Annotated in this window: 21 protein-coding genes; 18 read left to right on the top strand and 3 right to left on the bottom strand. The window is 61.1% G+C overall.

The genetic code is table 11. The features are described from left to right. Positions 1-134: 134 nt before the first annotated feature. From puuE to FBY02_RS18235, 6 genes are all read left to right on the top strand, one after another. Positions 135-1061, top strand: coding sequence for an allantoinase PuuE (puuE, locus tag FBY02_RS18210; protein ID WP_144929631.1), 927 nt, complete (start codon positions 135-137; stop codon positions 1059-1061). Beyond that, positions 1058-1573: a 2-oxo-4-hydroxy-4-carboxy-5-ureidoimidazoline decarboxylase gene (gene uraD, locus FBY02_RS18215; RefSeq protein ID WP_144929632.1), complete on the top strand. Its 516-nt coding sequence runs from the start codon at positions 1058-1060 to the stop codon at positions 1571-1573. The genes puuE and uraD overlap by 4 nt, the downstream gene beginning before the upstream one ends. 63 nt (positions 1574-1636) lie before the next feature. Continuing rightward, on the top strand, positions 1637-2632 hold the full coding sequence (alc, locus tag FBY02_RS18220) for an allantoicase (protein WP_144929633.1): 996 nt from the start codon (positions 1637-1639) through the stop codon (positions 2630-2632). Between the two features lie 121 nt (positions 2633-2753). Continuing rightward, the gene (locus FBY02_RS18225) at positions 2754-3257 is read left to right on the top strand and encodes an ureidoglycolate lyase (protein ID WP_047698874.1); all 504 of its coding nucleotides are present in this window, start codon (positions 2754-2756) and stop codon (positions 3255-3257) included. A gap of 52 nt (positions 3258-3309) precedes the next feature. Then, the gene (locus tag FBY02_RS18230) at positions 3310-4611 is read left to right on the top strand and encodes a urate hydroxylase PuuD (RefSeq protein ID WP_144929634.1); all 1302 of its coding nucleotides are present in this window, start codon (positions 3310-3312) and stop codon (positions 4609-4611) included. A gap of 260 nt (positions 4612-4871) precedes the next feature. Further along, a complete protein-coding gene (locus FBY02_RS18235; RefSeq protein ID WP_144929635.1) occupies positions 4872-5657 on the top strand; it encodes an outer membrane protein OmpK in 786 nt (261 codons plus the stop codon). Between the two features lie 123 nt (positions 5658-5780). On the opposite strand, the gene FBY02_RS18240 is transcribed toward FBY02_RS18235, so the two are convergent. Together FBY02_RS18240 and FBY02_RS18245 are read right to left on the bottom strand one after the other, a co-directional pair. Then, a complete protein-coding gene (locus FBY02_RS18240) occupies positions 5781-6941 on the bottom strand; it encodes a patatin-like phospholipase family protein (RefSeq protein WP_144929636.1) in 1161 nt (386 codons plus the stop codon). Between the two features lie 36 nt (positions 6942-6977). Next, entirely contained in the window at positions 6978-7910 is a 933-nt protein-coding gene (locus tag FBY02_RS18245; protein WP_144929637.1) for a lipid A biosynthesis lauroyl acyltransferase, read from the bottom strand. A 118-nt stretch (positions 7911-8028) separates the two neighbouring features. Between FBY02_RS18245 and minC the strand changes: the two genes are divergently transcribed. The 6 genes from minC (at position 8029) to FBY02_RS18275 (ending at position 12660) form a co-directional block, all read left to right on the top strand. Beyond that, a complete protein-coding gene (gene minC, locus FBY02_RS18250; RefSeq protein ID WP_144929638.1) occupies positions 8029-8766 on the top strand; it encodes a septum site-determining protein MinC in 738 nt (245 codons plus the stop codon). Between the two features lie 201 nt (positions 8767-8967). Beyond that, a complete protein-coding gene (gene minD / locus FBY02_RS18255) occupies positions 8968-9780 on the top strand; it encodes a septum site-determining protein MinD (RefSeq protein WP_024779631.1) in 813 nt (270 codons plus the stop codon). Then, the gene (minE, locus tag FBY02_RS18260; RefSeq protein WP_007960071.1) at positions 9780-10034 is read left to right on the top strand and encodes a cell division topological specificity factor MinE; all 255 of its coding nucleotides are present in this window, start codon (positions 9780-9782) and stop codon (positions 10032-10034) included. Before minD ends, minE begins: the two co-directional genes overlap by 1 nt. Positions 10035-10211: 177 nt before the next feature. After that, complete coding sequence (locus FBY02_RS18265; RefSeq protein ID WP_144929639.1) at positions 10212-10847, top strand: RluA family pseudouridine synthase; 636 nt, start codon at positions 10212-10214, stop codon at positions 10845-10847. A gap of 203 nt (positions 10848-11050) precedes the next feature. Beyond that, positions 11051-12340 (top strand): M18 family aminopeptidase, encoded by a 1290-nt coding sequence (locus tag FBY02_RS18270; protein ID WP_144929640.1) that lies wholly within the window; start codon positions 11051-11053, stop codon positions 12338-12340. Between the two features lie 137 nt (positions 12341-12477). Beyond that, entirely contained in the window at positions 12478-12660 is a 183-nt protein-coding gene (locus FBY02_RS18275) for a hypothetical protein (protein WP_144929641.1), read from the top strand. Here FBY02_RS18275 and FBY02_RS18280 read toward each other — a convergent pair. Then, positions 12652-13380 (bottom strand): UTRA domain-containing protein, encoded by a 729-nt coding sequence (locus FBY02_RS18280; protein ID WP_144929642.1) that lies wholly within the window; start codon positions 13378-13380, stop codon positions 12652-12654. The genes FBY02_RS18275 and FBY02_RS18280 overlap by 9 nt on opposite strands. Positions 13381-13741: 361 nt before the next feature. Between FBY02_RS18280 and FBY02_RS18285 the strand changes: the two genes are divergently transcribed. The 6 genes from FBY02_RS18285 to FBY02_RS18310 all read left to right on the top strand — a co-directional run bounded on the left by FBY02_RS18285 (position 13742) and on the right by FBY02_RS18310 (position 19121). Beyond that, the gene (locus FBY02_RS18285; RefSeq protein ID WP_144929643.1) at positions 13742-14809 is read left to right on the top strand and encodes an ABC transporter substrate-binding protein; all 1068 of its coding nucleotides are present in this window, start codon (positions 13742-13744) and stop codon (positions 14807-14809) included. Between the two features lie 184 nt (positions 14810-14993). Continuing rightward, positions 14994-15800 (top strand): alkaline phosphatase family protein, encoded by an 807-nt coding sequence (locus FBY02_RS18290; RefSeq protein ID WP_144929644.1) that lies wholly within the window; start codon positions 14994-14996, stop codon positions 15798-15800. Positions 15801-15805: 5 nt separating this feature from the next. After that, positions 15806-16642: an ABC transporter permease subunit gene (locus tag FBY02_RS18295; protein ID WP_178112077.1), complete on the top strand. Its 837-nt coding sequence runs from the start codon at positions 15806-15808 to the stop codon at positions 16640-16642. Next, positions 16629-17429, top strand: a complete 801-nt coding sequence (locus tag FBY02_RS18300; protein ID WP_047700543.1) for an ABC transporter permease — start codon at positions 16629-16631, stop codon at positions 17427-17429. The genes FBY02_RS18295 and FBY02_RS18300 overlap by 14 nt, the downstream gene beginning before the upstream one ends. Beyond that, on the top strand, positions 17426-18415 hold the full coding sequence (locus FBY02_RS18305; RefSeq protein ID WP_144929646.1) for an ABC transporter ATP-binding protein: 990 nt from the start codon (positions 17426-17428) through the stop codon (positions 18413-18415). Before FBY02_RS18300 ends, FBY02_RS18305 begins: the two co-directional genes overlap by 4 nt. A 52-nt stretch (positions 18416-18467) precedes the next feature. Then, on the top strand, positions 18468-19121 hold the full coding sequence (locus FBY02_RS18310; RefSeq protein WP_144929647.1) for an HAD family phosphatase: 654 nt from the start codon (positions 18468-18470) through the stop codon (positions 19119-19121). The last annotated feature ends 14 nt before the right edge of the window (positions 19122-19135 follow it).

Genomic DNA, 19135 nt, shown 5'->3' on the forward strand with positions numbered 1-19135 from the left:
TGATGAAAAATGCAGAAAAACGGGCTTACAAATCGCGCATAAAGTTGTATACAATCAACCCATCGTCGTGACGCCAGCTTGTGCCTCATCGCCCAGGCGCCACCTACATGGTACGAACAAGAAGGAAGACTGCAGTGAGCGCTGACTACCCACGCGACCTGATCGGTTACGGCAGTAACCCTCCCCATCCCCACTGGCCGGGCAATGCCCGCATCGCCCTGTCCTTCGTACTCAACTACGAGGAAGGCGGCGAGCGCAACATCCTGCACGGCGACAAGGAGTCCGAAGCGTTCCTTTCCGAGATGGTCGCGGCGCAACCGCTGCAAGGCGAGCGCAACATGAGCATGGAGTCACTGTACGAGTATGGCAGCCGCGCCGGTGTCTGGCGGATCCTCAAGCTGTTCAAGCAATTCGATATCCCGCTGACCATCTTCGCCGTGGCCATGGCCGCCCAGCGCCATCCGGACGTGATCCGCGCCATGGTCGCCGCCGGTCACGAAATCTGTAGCCACGGCTATCGCTGGATCGACTACCAATACATGGATGAAGCCCAGGAACGCGAGCACATGCTCGAAGCGATCCGCATCCTCACCGAAATCACCGGCGAACGCCCGCTGGGCTGGTACACCGGCCGCACCGGCCCCAACACCCGCCGGCTGGTGATGGAAGAAGGCGGCTTTCTCTATGACAGCGACACCTACGACGACGACCTGCCCTACTGGGAACCGAACACCCCCAACGGCAAGCCGCACCTGGTGATTCCGTACACCCTCGATACCAACGACATGCGCTTCACCCAGGTACAGGGGTTCAACAACGGCGACGACTTCTTCCAATACCTCAAGGATGCTTTCGATGTGCTGTATGCCGAAGGTGCCGAGGCGCCGAAAATGCTCTCCATCGGCCTGCACTGCCGCCTGATCGGCCGTCCTGCCCGCCTCGCCTCCCTCAAGCGTTTCCTCGAGTACGCCAGGGGCCATGAGCAGGTCTGGTTCAGCCGTCGAGTCGACATCGCCCGCCACTGGCAGCAGACCCATCCGCACCCTGGAGCCGCCCAATGACCGCGTTCCAGACCCTCAAGCCGTCGACTTTGAGCCGCGAGGCGTTCGTCGATGCCTTCGCCGACATCTACGAACACTCGCCATGGGTCGCCGAAAAGGCCTTCGACCTGGACCAGGACCCGTCGATCGACGAGATCGAAACCCTGCACCAGCGCATGAGCGACATCCTGTTGAGCGCTGACCATGCCAGTCAGTTGGCACTGATCAACGCTCACCCGGACCTGGCCGGCAAAGCCGCCGTCCAGGGTCAACTGACCGAAGCCAGCACGAACGAACAAGCCGGCGCCGGTATTCACCAATGCACGGTCGAAGAGTTTCAACGCTTCACCGAGCTGAACGAGGCCTACAAGGCCAAGTTCAAGTTTCCCTTCATCATGGCGGTAAAAGGCAGCAACCGGCACCAGATCCTCGCGGCGTTCGAAACCCGCATCCATAACCCGGTGGACACCGAGTTCAAATGCGCGCTGGCGGAGATCAACAAGATCGCGCTGTTCCGACTACTGACCCTTTAGCGAGCAGCCTGAGTCCAGGCCTGCAAGCATCCCCAGCCAACTTATTAAAGGCAGACAAGAAGAATGAAAGCTTACGCCGTACCTTTCGAGAAGTTCGTCAACCTGGCCGACGCCCGTCTCGGCACGAAGATCATCAGCGTCACCGATGACTGGTTCGCCGATGCCAACCGTCTGTTCCAACCAACGCCGGCCGTGTGGAAGGAAGGCGTGTTCGATGACAACGGCAAGTGGATGGACGGCTGGGAGTCGCGTCGCAAGCGCTTCGAAGGCTACGACAGCGCCGTGATTCGCCTGGGCGTACCGGGTTCGATCAAGGGCGTGGACATCGACACTTCATTCTTCACCGGCAACTATCCACCGTCGGCGTCCCTGGAAGCCTGCTTCCTGGCCGAGGGCGAACCGGACGACAACACCCAGTGGACCGAAGTACTGTCGGCCGTCGAGCTACAAGGCAACAGCCACCACTACCACGAAATCAGCAACGACCAGGCCTTCAGTCATCTGCGTTTCAACATCTACCCCGATGGCGGCGTGGCCCGGTTGCGGGTCTACGGCATCCCGTATCGCGACTGGTCGGCCGTCGGCGACAACGAACAGATCGACCTGGCTGCCGCCCTCAACGGCGGTCGTGCCCTGGCATGCTCCGACGAACATTTCGGGCGCATGAGCAACATCCTCAACCCGGGCCGTGGCGTCAATATGGGCGACGGCTGGGAAACCGCCCGCCGCCGCACGCCAGGCAACGACTGGGTCATCGTCGCCCTGGGCCATGCTGGCGAGGTCGAGAAAATCATCGTCGACACCCTGCACTTCAAGGGTAACTACCCCGACAGCTGCTCGATCCAGGGTGCCTTCGTCAAGGGCGGCACCGACAGCCAGATCGAAACCCAGTCGCTGTTCTGGCGCGAGCTGTTGCCCAGCCAGAAACTGGAGATGCACGCGGAACACACCTTCGCCGAGCAGATCAAGGCCCTGGGCCCGATTACCCACATCCGCCTGAATGTGTTCCCGGATGGGGGCGTGAGTCGGCTGCGGGTGTTGGGCAAGGTCGCGAAGTAAGCGGCGCGCCCTTCGCGAGCAAGCCCGCTCCCACAGGGGAATGCATTTCAAATGTGGGAGCGGGCTTGCTCGCGAAGGCGCCAGAACAAACAACACAAAATTTTGGATTAAGAAGACCAGCATGCGCACACTCAAGATCGAACCCTTGACCAAAGAAGCCTTCGCCCCCTTCGGTGACGTGATCGAAACCGACGGCAGCGATCACTTCATGATCAACAACGGTTCGACCATGCGCTTCCATCGCCTGGCAACGGTTGAAACCGCCACGCCGGACGACAAGGCGATCATCAGCATTTTCCGCGCCGACGCACTGGAGATGCCGTTGACCGTGCGCATGCTGGAGCGCCATCCGCTGGGCAGCCAGGCGTTCATTCCGCTGCTCGGCAACCCCTTTCTGATCGTGGTCGCGCCACTTGGCGATGCACCTGTATCAGGCTTGGTCCGCGCCTTCGTCACCAACGGCAGGCAGGGCATTAATTACCATCGCGGCGTCTGGCACCACCCGGTGCTGACGATCGAAAAGCGGGATGACTTCCTGGTGGTTGATCGCAGTGGCACAGGCAATAACTGCGATGAGCATTTCTTTGAAGAGGATGAGTGTTTGATCCTCGATCCCCACCAATAAGAGAAGCGTCCGATCACGCGAGAACAAGCGTGACGGGCGAGAGGTAACGACTGTGGAAGCACATTTGCTGGAATGGCTGAACCTGAGCATCCGCTGGGTTCATATGATCACTGGCGTGGCCTGGATCGGCGCGTCGTTCTATTTCGTCTGGCTGGAAAACAACCTCAATCGCGTCAACCCCAGGAGCGGCCTGGCCGGTGACCTGTGGGCGATCCACGGTGGCGGCATCTACCACCTGGAGAAATACAAACTTGCGCCACCGTCCATGCCGGACAACCTGCACTGGTTCAAATGGGAAGCCTACTTCACCTGGATGTCGGGCATCGCCTTGCTGTGCGTGGTGTTCTATTGGAACCCGACCGTCTACCTGCTGGCCCCCGGCAGCGGCCTGAGCGGTCCCGAAGGCGTCGCCTTGGGCATCGGCTCGTTGTTCGTCGGCTGGTTCGTCTATTCCTTTCTCTGCGACTCGGCCCTGGGCAAGCGCCCGGCCCTGCTCGGTGCGATCCTGTTCGTGCTGCTGATCGCCGCGGCCTACGGGTTCAGCAAGGTGTTCAGCGGTCGCGGTGCCTACCTGCATGTCGGGGCAGTCATCGGCACGATCATGGTGGGCAACGTGTTCCGTATCATCATGCCGGCACAGCGTGCGCTGGTCGCCGCCATCGCCGAGAACCGCACGCCCGATCCGGCGTTGCCGGCCAAGGGCTTGCTGCGCTCGCGCCACAACAACTACTTCACCCTGCCGGTGCTGTTCATCATGATCAGCAACCACTTCCCGAGCACCTACGGCAGCCCGTACAACTGGCTGATCCTCGCCGGGATCGCGGTGGCGGCGGTGTTGGTGCGTCATTACTTCAACACCCGTCACGACAGCAACCGGTTTGCCTGGACGCTGCCAGTCGGCGCCCTGGCGATGATCTGCCTGGCGTATGTCACCGGGCCCAAGCCTGTGTCTACCGCCCCCGACGTGGCCAAGGCACCAGCGGTCATCGAGTACCAGCCACTGCCGGAAACCGCCGTGGGCGGTGGCGCCAAGCCGCAAACCGCGCCGGCACAACCTGCCGCAGCGCCGGCCCAGGCCGCCAACGCCCAGGGCCCTTCGTTCGAAAAGGTGCACAGCGTGATTCAGGAACGCTGCTCGGTCTGCCATTCGGCCAAGCCCACCAGTCCGCTGTTCAGCGCGGCACCGGCCGGGGTGATGTTCGATACGCCACAGCAGATCCAGCAACAGGCCGCGCGTATCCAGGCCCAGGCCGTGACCACGCAGATCATGCCCCTGGGCAACATCACCCAGATGACCCAACAGGAACGGGACCTGATCGGCGCGTGGATTACTCAGGGCGCGCAGACCAACTGAGCCCCCCCTACCCAGTCCGACTGAACCCGTTACACGCACTACCTGACAGGCGACCCGGTCGCCTGTCAGCCACTCCCTGCATCTCGACAAATATTGCTCCAGACAGCTGAACGAGCCCTTCGGGAATCTTTCCCTGGGCTCGGCCACCAGGATTTGCCACAAGCAAAAACCTGACCGAACGGATGTTTTACTGGAGAAAAAAGGCGCCACACCAGAGCGCTGACAAAAAAGCGGTACCACTTACCTTGGGAGCAAACCGAATGAAACGTACGTGCACCTGCCTGACACTCGCAGGATCCTTGCTGGCCGGCGGCCAGGCCATGGCCGACGATCTGTTCCAATGGCAGAACAATAGCCTGACCTACCTGTACGGTAAGGATTTCCAGGTCAACCCGCGCATCCAGCAGACGGTGACCTTCGAACATGCCGATGCCTGGAAATACGGCGACAACTTCTTTTTCCTCGACCGGATTTTCTACAACGGCAAGGAGGACGGCCAGTCGGGGCCGAACACCTACTATGGCGAGTTCAGCCCGCGTTTGTCGTTCGGCAAGATCTTCGACCAGAAACTGGAAGCGGGACCGATCAAGGACGTCCTGCTGGCCATGACCTATGAGTTCGGTGAAGGCGACAACGAGTCCTATCTGATCGGCCCGGGCTTCGACCTGGCCATCCCTGGCTTCGATTACTTCCAGCTGAACTTCTACAACCGCCAGACCGAAGGCCCACGCGCTGGCGACAATGTCTGGCAGATCACCCCGGTCTGGGCATATACGATTCCCGTGGGCTCATCCGACATCCTGATCGACGGTTTCATCGACTGGGTGGTGGACAACGACAGCAATGCCAAGGGTACCTCCCACGCCAACCTGCACATCAACCCGCAGATCAAGTATGACCTGGGCAAGGCGCTGAACCTGGGTGCCAAGCAGCTGTATATCGGTGTGGAATATGACTACTGGAAGAACAAATACGGGATCGAGGACAACGAAGGGTTCAAGACCAACCAGAGCAATACGAGCTTCTTGCTGAAGTATCATTTCTGATTGATCCACAGCAAGCCATGTGGGAGCGGGCTTGCTCGCGAAAGCGGTGGGTCAGTCGGCGTTGATGTTGAATGATAAGCCGCCATCGCGAGCAGGCTCGCGATGGCGATGGCTCAGTGGGCATCAACCCTGAGCCAACCCCAGGAACCGGCTCAGCTCCTCGCGCTGGGCCAGCGCATCCTGGCGACCCAGCTCGATCAGTTCGTTGCAATACCCCGCCTCGAACAGCAGATAACTCAACACACTGGCGCCGCTGGTCTTCGTCGCGCCCGGCCCGCGCAGGAATAGCCGTAGCGCACGGGGCAGCTCCTGGCGATGGCGGGCGGCGATTTCGTCAATCGGCTGGCTCGGCGAAATCACCAGCACGTCTACCGGCGCCGCGCCCAGGGTGTGGGCTGGCACATCATCGGGCAGCAAATGACTGAACCCGTTCAGACGCTGAAGCAACTCGATATCGCTTTCCAGACTGTCGATGAAGGTACTGTTGAGCAAGTGCCCGCCGATCTGCGCCAGGGTCGGTTGCAGACCGGTATAGCTGCGCGCCACCGGCTCCGCCGCAGCGGGTCCACGGGGGTTGCCACTGACTCCGATGACCAGCACCCGATTCGCCCCCAGGTGCAACGCCGGGCTGATGGGCGCCGACTGGCGCACCGCACCGTCGCCGAAATACTGCGGGCCGATCTTGACCGGCGCGAACAGCAGAGGAATCGCCGAACTGGCCAGCAGATGCTCGACCGACAACACCGTCGGCACGCCGATCCGACGGTGGCGCAACCAGGCATCAATGGTCCCGCGCCCCTGGTAGAACGTCACGGCCTGGCCGGACTCATAACCGAACGCAGTCACCGCCACTGCACGCAATTGATGTTCTGCGATGGCCTGCTCGATACCCGAAGCCTGAAACTGTGCCTCAAGCAACTCACGCAGCGGGGAGCTGTCGATCAGCGCCACCGGCAACCTGGCGCCTAGGCCGAGCAGGCCATGGCCAAGGAAACGTCTCGCCTGGGCAATAACCCCCCACCAGTCGCTGCGCATGACCTGATGGCTTCGCACCGCCTGCCAGAACGCAGTCAACCGCTCGATGGCCGTCTTGAAGTGCATCGCCCCGCTCGCCAGGCTGACTGCATTGATCGCCCCTGCCGAGGTGCCGACGATCACCGGAAACGGGTTCTGCGCCTCGTCCGGCAACAATTCGGCGATTGCCGCCAATACCCCCACCTGATATGCCGCCCGAGCCCCGCCGCCGGAAAGAATCAAACCTGTGACCGGTTCAGCTGGGATCATCGCAACACTCCGTGCTCAGGGATGGGAACTGCTGGCTCAACCGCGCTTGCCGTACAGCTTCGGCTCGCCCGGCGGACGACTCTTGAAACGCCGGTGGGCCCAGAGGTATTGCTCGGGACAGTCGCTCACCGACTGCTCTACCCACCGATTGATACGGATGCAATCGGCTTCCTCGGTCTCACCCGGAAAATCGTCCAACGGCGCCTGGATCACCAGACGATAGCCGCTGCCATCGGCCAGGCGCTCCTGGACGAACGGCACCACCAGCGCCTTGCCGAGGCGGGCGAACTTGCTGGTGGCGGTTACCGTGGCCGCCTGGATGCCGAACAACGGCACGAACACACTCTGCTTGGCGCCGTAATCCTGATCCGGCGCGTACCAGATCGCCCGGCCGGCACGCAGCAACTTGAGCATGCCACGCACATCTTCACGTTCCACCGCCAGGGAGTCGAGATTGTGCCGTTCACGGCCCCGACGCTGGATGTAGTCGAACAGCGGATTCTTGTGCTCACGGTACATGCCGTCAATGGTGTGCTGCTGGCCAAGCAAGGCCGCGCCGATTTCCAGCGTAGTGAAATGCAGGGCCATCAGGATCACGCCCTTGCCCTCGCGCTGGGCCTGCTTGAGATGTTCCAGACCTTCCACATGAGCCAGCTTGGCCAGCCTCGAACGCGACCACCACCAGCTCATGGCCATTTCGAAGAAGGCGATACCGGTGGAGGCAAAGTTTTCCTTGAGCAGACGCTTGCGTTCCGCCGCGGATTTTTGTGGAAAACACAGCTCCAGGTTGCGCCTGGCGATGCGCCGTCGGTCGCCGGCCACCCGGTACATCAGCGCCCCCAGGACACGACCGACCCGCAACAGCAACGGGTAAGGCAACTGAACGATCAGCCACAACAGCCCCAGGCCGCACCATAGCAGCCAGAAACGCGGGTGAAAGAAAGCACTTCGAAAACGCGGGCGATCCATTACAGCTTCCATAAAGACATGGGCCGCGCATTCTACATCGTTCGACCCGGCTTGCGGCTCGCGGACGATCTCGTTATAAGTCTCGGCACTTTCAGTGACAAGCCGTTGTACGCCGACCATGAGCCAAACCGAATCGCTAGACCAAGATCCCGTGTTCCAGCTGAAGGGCAGCATGCTCGCCATTACGGTGCTGGAGCTGGCCCGCAATGACCTGGAGGGCCTTGACCGGCAGCTTTCGGCCAAAGTCGCCCAGGCGCCGAATTTCTTCAGCAATGCCCCCCTGGTGCTGGCACTGGACAAGTTGCCGGCCCACGAAGGCTCGGTGGACCTGCCGGGCCTGATGCGCGTCTGCCGCCAGCACGGCCTGCGCACCCTGGCCATCCGCGCCAGCCGCATTGAAGACATCGCCGCCGCCATCGCCGTGGACATTCCAGTGCTGCCGCCGTCCGGCGCCCGGGAGCGCCTGTTGGAACCGGTCCCGGCCGAAGCGGCCAAAAAACCGGAAAAACCACCGGAGCCCGAAATCAAGCCGACCCGGGTCATTACCTCGCCGGTGCGCGGCGGACAGCAGATTTATGCCCAGGGTGGCGATCTGGTGGTGGTGTCCTCGGTCAGCCCGGGCGCGGAACTTCTGGCCGATGGCAACATCCATGTATACGGTCCGATGCGCGGCCGCGCGCTGGCCGGTGTCAAGGGCGACACGAAAGCCAGGATCTTCTGTCAGCAATTGAGCGCTGAACTGCTCTCCATCGCAGGGCAGTACAAGGTTTCCGAAGATTTACGCCGCGACCCGCTGTGGGGGGCCGGCGTCCAGGTCAGCCTGTCGGGCGACGTGTTGAACATCATTCGGCTTTAACGGATACTGCCGCATTTTCCAAACATCTCTAAAACTAGCGAAAACGGCTAAAAACGACGCAGGAAAAAGGATCAGGCAGTGTTTACCGGAGGTAAACCCGGCCCCGTGTCCTATTCCAGCCAAGCCTGTCCAATTGCAGCAGTTTTAAAGAGATGTTTTTCAGGGACCGACAACGTCCTTTTTCCTTAGGGGTGAAACACCTTGGCCAAGATTCTCGTGGTTACATCCGGCAAGGGTGGTGTGGGTAAGACCACCACCAGCGCCGCTATCGGTACCGGCCTCGCACTGCGCGGCCACAAGACTGTCATCGTCGACTTCGACGTCGGCCTGCGTAATCTGGACCTGATCATGGGTTGCGAGCGGCGCGTGGTCTATGACTTCGTCAACGTCGTCAATGGCGAAGCGAACCTGCAACAGGCTCTGATCAAGGACAAGCGCCTTGAGAACCTCTACGTGCTGGCCGCCAGCCAGACCCGCGACAAAGACGCGCTGACCCAGGAAGGCGTGGAAAAAGTCCTGATGGAGCTCAAGGAGCAGTTCGAGTTCGTGGTCTGCGACTCCCCGGCCGGTATCGAGAAAGGTGCCCACCTGGCGATGTACTTCGCTGACGAAGCGATTGTCGTGACCAACCCGGAAGTGTCGTCGGTACGTGACTCCGACCGCATGCTGGGCCTGCTGGCGAGCAAATCCCGTCGCGCCGAGAAGGGCGAGGAGCCGATCAAGGAACACCTGCTGATCACCCGCTACCACCCGGAGCGCGTGGAAAAGGGCGAAATGCTCGGTGTCGAAGACGTCAAGGAAATCCTCGCGGTACGCCTGCTCGGCGTGATCCCGGAATCCCAGGCGGTGCTCAAGGCTTCCAACCAGGGCGTCCCGGTGATCCTCGACGACCAGAGCGACGCCGGCCAGGCCTACAGCGATACAGTCGACCGCCTGCTGGGCAAAGACCTGGAACACCGGTTCCTCAACGTCGAGAAGAAGGGATTCTTCGAGCGCCTGTTTGGAGGTAGGTAATGAACCTTTTTGACTTCTTTCGTGCCAACAAAAAGCCCAGTACCGCCTCGGTCGCGAAAGAGCGTCTACAGATCATCGTGGCGCACGAACGCGGCCAACGCAGCACCCCGGACTACCTGCCCTCCTTGCAGAAGGAGCTGGTCGAAGTGATCCGCAAGTACGTCAATATCGGTAACGATGACGTCCATGTCGCACTGGAAAGCCAGGGTAGCTGCTCGATTCTGGAACTCAATATCACCCTGCCGGATCGCTGATCGATCCAGCGGGAGCCACGGCGGCTCGGGCCTCGCCCTTTGTGGGAGCGGGCTTGCTCGCGAAGACGGCGGCACATTCAATGACAATGTGTCCGAACTACCGCTTTCGCGAGCAAGCCCGCTCCACACAGGGATGGGCCCGAGCCGCCGTTGGCGTTTGTACCGAGACTGTTTTCAATGCCCCTTTCCAACATCCACATCATTCATCAGGACGCCGCCGTTCTCGTGGTCGACAAGCCGACCTTGCTGCTGTCGGTGCCCGGTCGGGCCGACGATAACAAGGACTGCCTGATCACCCGCCTGCAGGAAAACGGCTATCCGGAAGCACGAATCGTGCACCGACTGGATTGGGAAACGTCGGGGATCATCCTGCTGGCCCGGGATCCGGACACCCATCGTGAACTGTCCCGTCAGTTCCATGACCGGGAAACCGAAAAGGCCTACACTGCGTTGTGCTGGGGCCAACCGGAACTGGACAGCGGCAGCATCGATCTGCCCCTGCGCTACGACCCGCCGACCAAGCCTCGTCACGTGGTCGACCATGAGCACGGCAAACACGCCCTGACCTTCTGGCGCGTGCTGGAACGCTGTGGCGATTGGTGCCGGGTCGAGCTGACCCCCATCACCGGACGCTCGCACCAGTTGCGCGTGCATATGCTGTCCATCGGCCATCCACTCCTGGGTGACGGCCTTTATGCCCACCCGCAAGCCCTGGCCGCCTGGCCCCGCCTGTGCCTGCACGCCAGCATGCTCAGCTTCACCCACCCGCAAAGCGGCGAACGCCTGCGCTTCGAGTGCCCGGCGCCGTTTTGAAATACGCCACATACTTTTGTGGGAGCGGGCTTGCTCGCGAAAGCGCAGTGTCAGTCACATCAATCCTGGCTGATCCAATGCTTTCGCGAGCAAGCCCGCTCCCACAAAGGTTGCGCGACAAACACAATTTGTTGCCTGCCTGCCATCCTCCCCATCGCCCCCCAATACGGTAAACTCCCGCCCATTGCTGTCTGGAGCTATTTATGCGCGCAGAGTTGAACCAGGGCCTGATCGACTTCCTCAAGGCCTCCCCTACCCCGTTCCATGCCACCGCCAGCCTTGCCCAACGTCTGGAGGCGGCGGGTTATCAGCGCCTCGACGAACGCGAGACCTGGGCCACCGAGGCCAACGGTCGCTATTACGTCACGCGCAACGACTCTTCGATCATTGCCTTCAAGCTGGGTCGCAACGCACCGCTACACGACGGCATCCGCCTGGTCGGCGCCCACACCGACAGCCCTTGCCTGCGGGTCAAGCCCCAGCCTGAGCTGCAACGTCACGGATTCTGGCAACTGGGGGTGGAAGTGTATGGCGGCGCGCTGCTGGCGCCGTGGTTCGACCGCGACCTGTCCCTCGCCGGGCGCGTCACCTTCCGCCGGGACGGCAAGGTCGAAAGCCAGCTGATCGACTTCAAGGCGCCCATTGCCACGATTCCGAATCTGGCCATCCACCTCAATCGCGAAGCCAACCAGGGCTGGGCCATCAACCCGCAGAACGAACTGCCGCCGATCCTCGCCCAGTTCGCCGGCGACGAGCGCGTCGACTTCCGTGCCGTGCTCACTGACCAGCTAGCCCGCGAACACGGCCTGAACGCCGATGTGGTACTCGATTACGAGTTGAGCTTCTACGACACCCAGAGCGCCGCAATCATCGGCCTGCATGACGATTTCATTGCCGGCGCGCGCCTGGACAACCTGCTGTCGTGCTATGCCGGCCTGCAAGCCTTGCTCAACGCCGACTCGGAAGAAACCTGCGTGCTGGTATGCAACGACCACGAGGAAGTCGGCTCCTGCTCGGCCTGCGGTGCCGACGGCCCGATGCTGGAACAGACCCTGCGTCGACTGCTGCCGGAAGGGGAAGAGTTCGTACGGACCATTCAGAAATCCCTGCTGGTTTCTGCGGACAATGCCCACGGCGTACACCCCAACTACGCCGATAAACATGACGCCAACCACGGGCCCAAGCTCAACGCCGGACCGGTGATCAAGGTCAACAGCAACCAGCGCTACGCCACCAACAGCGAAACCGCCGGCTTCTTCCGCCACCTGTGCATGGCCGAAGAAGTGCCGGTGCAGAGCTTCGTGGTGCGCAGCGACATGGGCTGCGGCTCGACCATCGGCCCGATCACCGCCAGCCAGCTGGGCGTGCGCACCGTGGACATCGGCCTGCCGACCTTCGCCATGCATTCGATCCGCGAGCTGTGCGGCAGCCATGACCTGGCGCACCTGGTGAAAGTGTTGAGTGCGTTCTACGCCAGCCGGGAGTTGCCCTGATTACCATCCCTTGTGGCGAGGGGATTTATCCCCTTGCCACAGATAACTCCCGTCACAACAGCGTTGGGTCAAGCTCATCGCGACCTCACACAAAACCCAACTAGACTGACCTTATCGCCCCCGACAAGGCCGTCACCATGATTCCCTCGTCCATCTTCCATGCCATGCTGGTGCCCATCCTCGCCGGGATGATCCTGCTGGCCATCGGCTTCAATTTTCGTGACAAGAATGTCGGGGTCTTCGCCATGTGGATCGGCATGCTGCTGATTCTCGCCACCGTACTGTTCAGGATCATGGCCAAACTCAACCAGTCAATCTGACGCCGCGTCCAGTACGTCCACGCCGACATGAATCGCATCGTGTCGCCAGAACTCCAGGTCGCAGTCGATCAGCCGCTGATGCTGGTCATAATTGACCCGGGCGATCCGTAACCCGGGGCTGCCCACCGAGACCTTCAGCGCCGCCGCGGCTTCGGGCTGTAGGGACGTGGGCACGATTTCGAATTTCACCCGACCGTAGTGCAGGTCGTAATGGCGGGCGTACAACTCGGTCATGGACTGGTTGAGGTCAAACCCGAGGATGTCGGGAAAATACTGTGGGTTCAGGTAATGCTCGACATACAGCACCAGCCGCTCGTCGATGCGCCGTACGCGACAGATCTGGATCACACTCGACAAGGCCGGCAATTGCAGCCAGGCACACACCGCCGCCGAAGCCGGTTGCAGACGGGCCGAGATCACCTGGGTAGAAGGCACCCGTCCCTGGGCGGTCACCATGGCGTGGAAATGGCTGCGCTGCATCAGGTTATAGGCCAGGCGTGGCGGCGACACGAACCAGCCTCGGCGTTCCTCGCGATAGATCTGCCCTTGGGCCTCGAGCTGCAGCAAGGCTTCGCGCACGGTGATGCGCGTGGTGCCGAACAACTCACTAAGCTTGCGCTCGGCCGGCAACTTGCTGCCGGGGGCCAGCAATCCATGGTCAAGCTGCTCTTGCAGGACCTGGCCGATGGTTGTCACCGCTTTGGTTGTCTCAATGCGCATCAGCGTTACCTATCTGGACTAGACCAGCACTGTTTCGGGGCGGAATCGGTCATGCATCGAGCCATTTTCCATCTCTGTAAGCCTAGGCACTGCACATGACTGACAGATGACAGAACCGCCGAACGGTCGATGCTCAGCCGTGCAAATTTGCAGCCAAGTCCTTTCATATCAGCCGTTTAACCATGGTCTACGCTTAGCTATCAGTCACTGCGCGCGAACCGACTCGGTGTCGGTGCATCCACTGCCGACATCAAAATGTCACAGGGCTCGCCTACATTGGCTCAGGTATTGCTGACCTAGACCAACATAACCGCCAACACAACCGCAATCGCAGCGTTGAAAACGCCCAAAGGAGCTTCGGATGAAACAGCTTTTCCTGGCATCACTGTTAGGCTCGACCATCGCCATGTGCACCGCCGCCATGGCCGCTGATACCGATCTGAAAAAGTTGGAAGCCGCTGCGAAAGCGGAAGGCGCCGTCAACAGCGTCGGCATGCCCGATGACTGGGCGAACTGGAAAGGCACCTGGGAAGACCTGGCCAAGACCTACGGGTTGAAACACGTCGACACCGACATGAGCTCGGCCCAGGAAATCGCCAAGTTCGCCGCCGAGAAAGACAACGCCAGCGCCGACATCGGTGACGTCGGCGCGGCTTTCGGCCCGATTGCGGTCAAGCAAGACGTAGTCCTGCCCTACAAGCCAAGCACGTGGGAACAAGTGCCTGCCTGGGCCAAGGATACGGAAGGTAACTGGGCGCTGGCCTACACCGGTACCATCGCCTTCATCGTCAACAAAAAGCTGCTGCACGGTTCCGAAGTACCGACCAAGTGGGCTGATCTGAAGAGCGGTAAGTACAAGGTATCCATCGGCGACGTGAGCACCGCGGCCCAGGCTGCCAATGGCGTGCTGGCGGCGGCCCTGGCCAACGGCGGCGACGAGAAGAACCTGCAACCGGCCCTGTTGATGTTCGCCGAGCTCGCCAAGCAAGGGCGCCTGTCCATGGCCAACCCGACCATCGCCACCATGGAAAAAGGTGAGGTCGAAGTCGGTGTGGTCTGGGACTTCAACGGCCTGAGCTACAAGGCCAAGATGGCCAACCCGGATGATTACGTCGTGCTGATTCCGTCCGACGGCTCGGTCATCTCCGGCTACACCACCATCATCAACAAATATGCCAAGCACCCGAATGCCGCCAAGCTCACTCGCGAGTACATCTTCAGCGACGCTGGCCAGATCAACCTGGCCAAAGGCAACGCCCGGCCGATCCGCGCCGAGCACCTGACACTGCCGGAAGAGGTCAAGGCCAAGCTGCTGCCGAACGAACAGTACAAGCACGTGACGCCGATCAAGGACGCGGACGCCTGGGAGAAGACCTCCAAGGCACTGCCGCAGAAGTGGCAGGAAGAAGTGATCATCAATATGCAGTGAGGCGGTAGTTAGCCCGCTCGGATATCCGATGCAAATCCCTTGTGGGAGCGGGCTTGCTCGCGAAGGCGGTCTGTCAGCCAATGTCAATGTTGAGTGTCAGTCAGCCTTCGCGAGCAGGCCCGCTCCCACACAGGGGCTGCGGTGAATCCGAACTTTCTGGTTCCTGTCCGGAGTCCCGGTACCCATGAAGCACAACGTCATCCTGGTAGTGCTCGACGGCCTCAACTACGAAGTCGCCCGACATGCCATGGGACATTTGCAGGCTTACGTCAGCGCAGGACGCGCGGCTCTCTACAAACTGGAATGTGAGCTGCCAGCCCTGTCCCGCCCGCTCTATGAATGCATCCTCACCGGCGTCCCGCCCATTGACAGCGGCATTGTGCACAACAACGTCTCGCGCCTGTCGAACCAGCGCAGCGTCTTCCACTATGCCACCGAAGGCGGTTTGAGCACGGCGGCCGCGGCGTACCATTGGGTCAGCGAGCTTTACAACGCTTCACCGTTCGAGGCTGGTCGGGATCGTCACACCGACAACCCAGACCTGCCTATCCAGTACGGGCATTTCTACTGGAACGACCACTACCCCGATTCCCATCTGTTCGCCGACGCCGAACATTTGCGTCAGCGCCATTCACCGAACTTTTTGCTGGTGCATCCGATGAACATCGACGATGCCGGCCACAAGCACGGCCTCGACACCCCACAATACCGCAACAGTGCCCGTTCGGCGGACATCAACCTGGCGGTCTATCTGCAAGGCTGGCTCGACGCCGGTTACCAGGTGTTGGTGACTTCTGACCATGGCATGAACAACGACCGCTCCCATAACGGCCTGTTGGCCGAGGAACGGGAGGTACCGCTGTTCGTGCTTGGAGACAGCTTCAGCTTCGACCCCGCCGCGAAGCCCCGGCAGACCGAACTGTGCGGCACCCTCTGCCAGTTGCTCGGTGTGGCTCACGACAAACCGTATTGCCAGGAGTTGCTCAAGTGAATGCCATGACCCGCGGCAAATGGCTGGCAGCGTTGTGCCTGGTGCCCTTCGCGATTTTCTTCATCGTGTTCCAGATCGCCCCGCTGCTCTGGGTGCTGATCAACAGCCTGGAGTCGGAAGAGTTCGGTTGGGGCCTGGCCAACTTCAACAAAATCTTCAGTTCGAAGTTCTACCTGCAAGCGATCCAGCACAGCCTGGAAATCAGCTTCTGGTCCAGTGTGTTCGGGATCATCATCGCAGTGCTCGGCAGCTATTCGCTGCGCCGGGTCGATTCGAAGCTGCGCAATTTCGTCAACGCCTTCGCCAACATGACCAGCAATTTCGCCGGCGTGCCCCTGGCGTTCGCCTTCATTATTCTGCTGGGGTTCAACGGCAGCATCACCCTCATGCTCAAGCAGGCGGGAATCATCGAAGACTTCAACCTGTACTCGAAAACCGGGCTGATCATCCTCTACACCTACTTCCAGATTCCCTTGGGCGTGCTGCTGCTCTACCCGGCCTTCGATGCGCTGCGCGAAGACTGGCGCGAGTCCGCCGCGCTGCTGGGGGCCAACGGCTGGCAGTTCTGGCGGCACATCGGGCTGCCGGTGCTGACCCCCGCGCTACTAGGTACCTTCGTGATCCTGCTGGCCAACGCCCTTGGCGCCTACGCCACGGTGTACGCGCTGACCACCGGCAATTTCAACGTGCTGCCGATTCGCATCGCCGCCATGGTCTCCGGCGACATCTCTCTCGACCCGAACATGGCCAGCGCCCTGGCCGTGGTGCTGGTGGCGTTGATGACCCTGGTGACCGTCGTCCATCAGTTGCTGCTCAAGAGGAGCTACCATGTCTCGCGCTGAATCGAGCCCTGCCGGCCTCTATCATCGGGCCGTGGTGTACCTGCTGTTCGCCATCCTGTTGCTGCCCCTGGCCGGCACGCTGATCTACTCCATTGCCAGCAGTTGGTCGGCCACTGTGCTGCCCGCCGGCTTTACCTTCAAATGGTACGTGCAACTGTGGAGCGATCCACGTTTTCTCAGCGCCTTCGGCCAGTCGCTGATCGTCTGCGTCGGCGCGCTGGTGCTCTCGGTGGTGCTGATCCTGCCACTGCTGTTCGTGGTGCATTACCACTTCCCGAAACTCGACGCGCTGATGAACATCCTCATCCTGCTGCCCTTCGCGGTGCCGCCGGTGGTGTCGTCGGTAGGGCTGCTGCAACTCTATGGCTCCGGCCCGCTGGCCATGGTGGGGACACCGTGGATCCTGATCGGCTGCTACTTCACCGTCGCCCTGCCGTTCATGTACCGCGCCATCACCAACAACCTGCAAGCCATCAACCTGCGCGACCTGATGGACGCCGCTCAACTGCTCGGCGCCAGCACCTTCCAGGCGGCCTTGCTGGTGGTGTTGCCCAACCTGCGCAAGGGCCTGATGGTGGCGTTGCTGCTGTCCTTCTCCTTCCTGTTCGGTGAGTTCGTGTTCGCCAACATCCTGGTGGGCACCCGCTATGAAACCCTGCAGGTCTACCTGAACAACATGCGCAACAGCAGCGGCCACTTCACCAGCGCCCTGGTGATTTCCTACTTCTTCTTCGTACTGGTCCTGACCTGGGCGGCGAACATTCTGAACAAGGACAAAAGCCAATGAGCTACGTCAGCGTCCAACACCTGCAAAAAGGCTACGCGGGCACGCCGGTGTTCAGCGACATCAATTGCGAAATCGGCAAGGGCGAATTCGTCACTCTGCTCGGACCTTCCGGCTGTGGCAAGTCCACGCTGTTGCGCTGCATTGCCGGACTGACGGCGGTGGATGCCGGCAAGATCCTGCTGGACGGCCAGGACATCGTCCCCCTGAGCCCGCAAAAACGCGGCATCGGCATGGTGTTCCAGAGTTACGCCCTGTTCCCCAACATGACCGTGGAACAGAACGTCGCCTTTGGCCTGCGCATGCAAAAAATCCAGGCCGAAGACAGCCGCCAACGCGTGCAGGAGATCCTGCGCCTGGTGGAACTGCACGATTTCGCCACCCGCTATCCCCATCAACTCTCCGGCGGCCAGTGCCAGCGCGTTGCCCTCGCCCGCTCCCTGGTGACCCGGCCACGCCTGTTGCTGCTGGACGAACCGCTGTCCGCCCTGGATGCGCGAATTCGCAAACACCTGCGCGAACAGATCCGACAGATCCAGCGCGAGTTGGGCCTGACCACGATTTTCGTCACACACGATCAGGAAGAAGCCCTGACCATGTCCGACCGGATTTTCCTGATGAACCAGGGAAAGATCGTACAGAGCGGCGATGCCGAAACCCTTTACACTGCGCCCGTCGACGTTTTTGCCGCCGGCTTCATTGGCAACTACAACCTGTTGGACGCCGACAGCGCCAGCCGATTGCTGCAACGGCCGGTGAACAGCCGTATTGCCATCCGCCCGGAAGCCATCGAGCTGAGTCGCAGCGGCGAACCGGATGCGTTGATCCGCAGCCACAGCCTGCTGGGCAACGTGATCCGCTACCGGGTCGAGGCCCGCGGCGTGGAACTGGTGGTGGACGTGCTCAACCGTTCGGCGGCCGACCTGCATCCCGATGGCGCCCGCCTGGCGCTTTCCATCGAGCCATCGGCCCTGTGTGAGGTAGCCTGATGGTTGTGTTGATTTTGAATTTGAAACTGATCTTGAGAAGGGAAATAGGCTGATGGCCCTGGCAATTTTTGATCTGGACGAAACCCTGATCCACGGCGACTGCGCCACCCTCTGGAGCGAGCAGATGGGGCGCCTGGGCTGGGTCGATCCCGAGTCGTTCATGCGTCGCAACAACGAGCTGATGGATGCCTACAGCCACGGCAAGTTGCGCATGGAGGAGTACATGGACTTCAGCCTGGAACCCATGATCGGCCGCACCCCGGAAGAAGTCGAACATCTGGTGTCGCCCTGGGTGGAAGACTTCATCGAACCGATCATCTTCAGCGACGCCACCAAGACCATCGCCGAACACCGCAAGGCCGGCGACCGGATCCTGGTGATCTCGGCCTCGGGCACGCATCTGGTCAAGCCGATTGCCGAGCGCCTGGGTATTGATGAGATCCTGGCGATCGAGCTTGAAGTGGCCCATGGGGCCTACAGCGGCAAAACCGTGGGCACCCTGACCTACCGTGAGGGCAAGATCGCGCGGTTGCTGGACTGGCTGGACGCAGAGGAAGAAAACCTGGAGGGGGCGAGCTTCTACTCCGACTCGCGCAATGACCTGCCGCTGTTGCAACGGGTGGACCACCCCCATGTGGTGAACCCGGACCCGGTGTTGAAGGCCCACGCCGAACTGGCGGGGTGGCCAATTCACAGCTGGAAATAAGCCGACGTTCACCG

This window comes from Pseudomonas sp. SJZ078 (assembly GCF_007828255.1).
Classification (GTDB): Bacteria; Pseudomonadota; Gammaproteobacteria; order Pseudomonadales; family Pseudomonadaceae; genus Aquipseudomonas.